At 38.8% G+C, this 7,211-nt stretch carries 1 pseudogene; it reads right to left on the bottom strand.

The window, feature by feature from the left end:
* Positions 1 to 6,813 (bottom strand): annotated as a pseudogene (locus CQA49_RS09520) (hypothetical protein); the annotation flags it as partial.
* Positions 6,814 to 7,211 lie beyond the last annotated feature (398 nt).

Below are 7,211 nucleotides of genomic sequence, written 5' to 3'. Positions count from 1 at the left end.
TTCTTTGAGATATTCATTGCTAAGATTTACTAACTCTTGGCGTTCTGTTTGGCTTAGCGCTTTTGTTTCTAGGATTTTTCTTGCATGTGCGCTAAAAAGCTCATCTAATTCATCTAACCTATAAGATTGCCAATTGATAATTTTATTTTCTAGGTATTTGTTGATAAGCTCGGGATGGGCGTCATAGTAGGCTTTGTAGTTTGCTCTATTTTTGGCGTGCAAGCCTTGCAGGCGTTTAAGCTCTTTTTTGATAGGTTCGCTTGTGGCTGGCGTGTCAAGTGTGTGTATGAAGTTTTTTAGATTTTGCATAAAGCGCAAGTCTTTTAGCTCGCCTTTTCTTGTGGCTTTTGCTTGAGATTCTAGCCAAGTATAATCCTCGCCCAAAAGCTCTTTTAGGCTTTGAGCTTTGGCAAATTGCTCAATTTGTGCTTCATTTGCGCTTTTCTTTCCGATTAAAACACCTATTTTGCTAGGCGTTATGCTGGAGGGCATAATCTTATTTGCAAGATAGTAAAATACATCGTTAATGTTTTGGAGTTTAAAGGCTTCTTTTAGGTTTGGTGGCATATTTTGTATTATTTGCTCATAGTCTTGCATTTCTTTTTTAAATCGTGCTTCAAACTCGCCCAAATCATTTGCTTCTAGCTTTTTTATAGAATCTTGCTCTTGTGCAATTTGCTTTTCGTAGTGTTTGATTAAATCCTCGCTTGCATGCTCTTTTTTATATTTTGCTAGCCTTTCTTGCAGGGTTTTAAGCATCTCATTTCGTATAGCTTTTGCCTGTGCTATTGTCTGGGGCGTGAAGTTTGGTATCGCTTCGTCATTGCGAGCGGGATTTATCCCGCGAAGCAATCCATTTGCATTTTCTTGTGTGGATTGCTGAAGAAACTGCGCCTGCGGCTTGTTTTGCTTCGTCGCTTCGCTCCTCGCAATGACGGCTGGATTTTCACTTGTGATGCTAGATTCCACGCCCTCTTTTGCGCTACTTTCATCAAGCCCTAGCTTTTGTTGGTAGAGCTCTATTTGACTTTGAGGGTCTTTTGTAGTAGAATCTTGCAAAGGTTTAAGAGGCATCGGCTCTTTGTAATCGCTAGCAACGGGTGCTATGCTGCTAGCCTCCTTTTTACCCTGCGTATCCTCAAATGCTGTAACCACCCAATGATTTGTGCCTATATAATCTCCGCTTTTATCCTTAAATCCTTTATTTACGCCTACTATATAATCATTCCAAACGATATTATACCCATTGTGTGTTTTCGATACTTTGCCATTTTCTATAATCTCGGGGATTTTCAAAGCGACTTCCTCGCCATGCTTATCTATCGCGTGTGCTAGCCCAAAGCCTGTGTGTTTGGCAGAATCTGTCACTTCTCCCCAAACTAAATCTATATCGCCTAGATTCTCTTTATAAAATGCGCCTGCGACTTGCCCTTGTTTTTCACTCAATAGCTTTTTAATAGCACCTTTGCCATCGTGGTAAAACTCCGCGTAATTTGTGCCAAAATCTTTTATGGGCTGAATGTTAAGTGTAGATTCTATATGCTCTCTTAGCCTTTTTATTTGTTCATTTGCGATTGTCTCATAAAGTGCTAAATCCTTGCCACTTCTAATATCTGATAAAAGCTTGGTATCCACGATATTATCTAGGTTTTGCACTTGCTCTCTTGGCAGGATTTGGCTAAGCCTATAGCGCAGATTTTCTTTTGCCTTTTTGGCAGTGGTGTTTTGGACTTCATTTTGTAGCTGGTTTTTGTAACTCGTTTTGTAGTCCTCTATCACCGCTTTGGGATTGTTTTTTAGCTGTATCGCGGTATCTGATAGGGCTTTGTTACTTTCAAAGCCAAAATCTGCAAGAATCCTCTCAAGCTCTTTTGGATACTCTTTGCCAAAGTAGGCTTTTTCAAATGGTTTGAGAATCTTACTTGATCTTGTGTCTCGCAGTATTTGCTTGGTGGTTTCACTCATAAAGCCACCCTGCGCCTTTTGCTCTAAAGCAGATTTTTCTATTCCCTCATTGATTTGTGAAAGCTTAGATTCTAGTTCTTTAAATTCAAATGCGTTTTCATTGCTATTGCGTGGCGGATTATCTTGTATTAAATTTTTGTTTGTGGTAGAATTATCGCTGAAGTCGTTTGAGTGTAGATTAGTCCCATCACTCTTGGTAACTTGGCTACTTGGTAGAAAATCTGAGCCTTGCGACTTTTCTACTTCATAAGCTGTGAGTATCCATTCATTTTCCCCTTTACCTTTCCAGCCTTTAGACAATCCTAAGCGATAAATTTTGTTGTCTGTATTATAAATTATGGTTTTTATGCTGTTTTCATCTAGCAGTTTTCCATTTTTTACTATTTCCTCTAGAATCTCCGCTGTGATTTCAGGGTGCTTTGCTAGAATCTTACTTAGTCCAAAGCCTTTTTGCGTTTCTTTATTGTATTCTCCCCAAACTAAATCTATATCGCCCAAATCTTTACGCTCATACGCGCCTACTACTTGCCCGCCTTGTGTCTCTTGCAGTTTTTTAAAGGCTTCTATAGGTTTGTGGTAAAACTCCGCGTAATTTGTCCCAAATTCTGCGATTATGTCGTTTTCGTTTGGTGCTTCTCCCTTAGGTGCTGGCTCTACATTTGGCGCGTCTTTTGGTGCTTGTGCCTCTTTTAGGGCTTGTTCCTTATGCTTTAGGGCTAGCTCTAGGGGCGAGGGTTGATTTATTTTTGCGGGTGTGGTAGAATTAGGGCTACTTATGGGAGATGACCCAGATGGGAGGGAGGCGTTTTCTGCAGTAAAACGCTCTATGTGCGGTTCGATTCCGCTCCCCATAAGTTTATATTCTTGTCTATTTAAATCCTCTTTTAATACCTTTCTAGCAGTTACAATATAATTTCCCAGCTCGTCTTTATTGAAGTTTATAGTAATTACTTTGTCCTCTAGCTCTTTTGTTATAAAAAAATTATTATGTTTTGGGGTGATATCGATATATGCGCTTTTTGCATTGCTTATAATTTCAGGAATCTGCTTTATTTCGTCTGCGCTTAATTCTTGGTTATAACCAGCCTTTCTTTCAGGTCTAAAATGCAATAGGCTTTTCTTTGTTAGATAAGCATTATTTGTTTCTAAGTTTAATGTTTTGGCTAACTCGTCATCAAAATTTGCAATGTGCAAAATATTAGGTGCATTCTTTAAAGCCTCAATATCTTGCCCTAGCACATCATCAATAAACTTCTTATACTCGTCTTGGCTTGCTAGGTGTAAATCTTTGACATTATAAGCTTTGAGTGTTTGATAAGTCTGCATATCAGGTGCATTTTGTAAAATAGCGTTTTCAGTATCTACCTGCTTAATAATATTTTCTTGCGCTTCATCTACTTGCTTTGTGAGGGAATTTATAATCTCCAAAGTCTCGTTGTTGAAATTCCCCCTTTGCGCGCGTGAAACTAGCGTGCGTCTAAAATCTGTAATATCACTTGCACGCGAGAGGGCTTGCTTGATATGATAGCGCAGTGCTGCGCCTTGCACCTTTTCATTTATTCCTTTTGCAAATGGAATTGTTGGCATTAAGCGCACCATTTGTTCAAACGCCATTTTCACTACTTGAAACTTAAGCGCACCGCTAATGGTTGTCGCAATACTTGAGCCAATTTTTTCAGTTGTGGCTTCAGTTATTTTTTGTGCAATGAGCGCATCATTTTTAAAAAGTGTATTAAAATCTTTCGCAAAGGTAATAAATTCTTTAGCCTGCGGACTTTTAAAGCTCCCTTCGCCGATTTTTTCTAAATTTTGCAAAAATGCGCTGGAATTAAAAACTTCCATATTTTTATTTTTCATAATAGCGCGCTCAAAAATATTCTGCAATAAGTTTAACTCAAAATGTGCGCTTTGCTCTGGCGTGAGATGCGAAGTGAGCTTGTTTAGATTGTGTGAAGTAATGCTATGAGATTCTGGGTTGCCTTGTCCCATTGCGTATTTTTCTAAATTCTGCAAAGATTTTTGATAAGCAATAGCTTCATCGCGTAATTTTAGCTTATCAGCTATTTTTAGCACACTTTTCATATTTGCATAGTCTTTGAGTGCTGTATCAAAAAGCGCGCTTGCGTCTTTGTAAAGGATTGGATTTTGCGCCAAAATAGAATCTATGCCTTTTTTAATATCATCTTTTAAGAAGTTTTCGACACTTTGTTTGATGAAATCTTTAAAATTTGGATCTAGGCTTTGTTTGTAATAGCTATTAATGGTTTTTAGCGCATTGTTGAGCTGGGAGAAATCCACGCCATTTTTATTGTAAATGTTTTTTTCTACAAAGTTTAAAAAGCGCAGTGAATCCTCTGGCAAAATGCCTCTTTCCTCTAAACTTTTGCGAAAATCATTGTAACTTTGGGGTTTTGTGCTAGAATACACTTTGCGCGATGGATCGCTATCTAAGCTTACACCGAGGCTTGACTTAGGAGAGTAGGCGCGCCCTTGTGGCGTTAGCAGTCGCGCCGCGCGTTTAAAATCCGCATTGTTTTCTAAATTCCCCTTTTCTTTATAAAAAGTTTTAAACTTTAGTTCATTATTTTTTGTGCTAATACTTTCTACCACGACAAAATGCCCATTTATTTGCTTACCTGCAAGCAAATGCGTTACATCATTAACCTTATTAACAGCATACAAATCTGCATTTTTAACAATATTGCTAAAGGTTGCAATATCTTCTGGTGTAACCGCCTGTTTTCCGCTGTGTTTTGCCAAAGCAGAATCTTGCCCATGTCTTTTGAGTGCGTGGATTATTTTATCACCTTGCAATGTCATGGCGATTTCTTTACTCGTATCAAGCCCGATTGCTTTGGCTAAGGCTTGATTCTCAAATGTATCAACAAAAATCTTAGAATTTTCCTTCATTGCGTTTTCAATGGATTGCAAAGGAATTGTTTTTGCTTGATAGCTTTGCCTTGCGCCTCCAGCTCTATCAATCACAACCTTGTAATTGCTATCATAAACTTTTCCTAAAATATCCTCCATTGCACGCGCATAACCGCTTTTTGTGCCATTTTCAAACTCATCGAGGATTCCTTTCACGCTTTGGGTGTCGATACTTAGCTCATTTAAGCGGCGGCGTAAATTGAGCGTTGTTTGGTTTAAAATACTTCTTAGATTATTTTGCATTTTTGGGCTTGCATTTGCTGCTTCGCTTAAAAATGCTATGAGATTCCCGCTTTCATCAGCGCGGATTGCAGTAATGAAGTCTTTTTGTGCATTTTTTTGCGAGCTTAGCGTAAGGACATCATAAGCTTTTAAAAAGCCTTTAGAAAGTAAAGAATCTTCGCCAAATGTTTGCAAAAACTTCGCTTTAAGCGCATTTTGGCTTTCCATTGTAAGCTCTCCGCCAAAGTTTTGGGAAACATTTTTAATCATTTGTTGTTGTTCTTGGCTTAAATTTGCGTTAATTAGTTCTCTTGCTGCTTTTTGATTGCCATCTTGTGCGCGCTTTGCCATACCTATAAAAGGCGTGTAATCGATGATTTTCTCCACGCCTGCACCAAGATTTTTGGTATCTACTTTGGCAATAAGATCTTTTCCCTTACTTAAAAGCTTCCCGCCTCCTACAAGCACGATACCACCTACCGCGTCTAAATAACCTTGCTCAATAGCATGACGCATAGAATCTGCGAAGTTTTGCTCGATATTAAGCCTAAATCTCCCAAGCACAGAATCACCATAGCCACCAAGTGCTGCGCCAGCTGCAGAGCCTAGAATTCCTGTTACAATATTGCTTTTTGCGCCTTTGAGCGCGGTGCGTCCTAGATTTTTCGCCCATCTTAGAGCGAGTGCGCCACCGCTAACGCTTCCTGCCATACTCAAAAGGTTTGATTCTACAATTGTTCCGATATTATCAAAAAAGCCATCATTGACTTTGTAAGCTTCTTCTCCCTTGTAAATGTAGATATTGCCACTTTTATCATAGCCTACGCCATCAGCACCCAAATCAGTAGCGATTTTGTCAAACTTTTGCATAAAGTCATAGCCTGCATCATTTAGCAAAAAGTTTTCATCATTAATCCACGCTTTAATGGTGTTTCCCACGCTATGAGATTCTGAAATATTTTTAAGCATTTCAGAGGCTTTTGAGATATTATCATAAAAGCGCGCATCAAGATTCTGCGCAGCAATCTCCTCTTTAAATTCTTGGAAGTCTTTTTCTTCCCCATCTTCACCAAACCAAATGCTATTAAGTGCCTTATCAAATAATCCTTGATTTTTCTTAAAATCCTCATAGCCTTGTGGGTTGGCTTTTTTTAAATCTTCTAAATTTTCAAAATTAAGCACATCATCATATTTGAATCCTTTCTCATACCATTCTTTGACATTAGATTCTTCATCTAAATCACCACCAAAAATCCAGCTTGTAGTATCTGAAATGCCAGAAATTAAGCTGTTTTTGTTGTTAAACATAAATTCTTTTAGTGTATTTGGCAATTCTTTGAAAGGTGTTTTATTAGCGCGGTGTTTAGCAATTTCTGCGTTTAAAGTATCCCAACGCTTTGCGCTTTCCTCAGTTTCAATTTCTGCAAAGTCCAAAAGTTGGTTTATCGTGCCACCATATTTTTTTAACTCATCTTCGCTAAGGAATTTTTGATTTTGTGGCTCTTTTGGCGTTAGTTGGGATTTTAGCGCATTATACAGCGCATCAGTTTGGCTTATCCCTACGCCCCAATCCTGCGCGCTCTTTGCAGATTCTTCAATCGCGCTCCAGTCAAGCCCTGTATCTTTGTTTCGCAAAAAATCAATTTGTTGCTCTTTGCTAAATCCAGCTTTTGACGCTGCTTCAAAATCAAACATTCACTTTCCTAATTTTTATTTTTAGTGTAGGATTTTTTGAGGTTTGATTAAAGGCTTAAAATCTATTCCCTCAATTGGTATCGTCTCGCGGAAGTAAATTCCGCTTCGCCCATTCCTTTGGGACTATCACTTTGGCTAACGCCAAAGCTCCGCCTCCGCTTCCAACTTTGCGGAAGTAAATTCCGCTTTGTCTCCAGCTTCCTATTCCCTCTAATGTATCACTTGCAAGAGCAAAGCCCTTGCAAGCTCCGCTTCGCGACCAGACACGACCTTTTTTGGTGGGCGTGTGCCACTTAGAATTTTCAAAACACTTCACCATTTATACAAAATCTCAAGTCATTCTCTAGCTCTTGTGTGTAAATGAGCAAATCTTTGACATTCTGCGCAGTGTTAGAGTG

This window comes from Helicobacter sp. MIT 00-7814 (genome assembly GCF_003364115.1).
In the GTDB taxonomy this organism is placed as follows: domain Bacteria; phylum Campylobacterota; class Campylobacteria; order Campylobacterales; family Helicobacteraceae; genus Helicobacter_F.
Note: the sequence above shows the minus strand (reverse complement) of the source record. Positions and strands in the feature narration are given on the sequence as shown.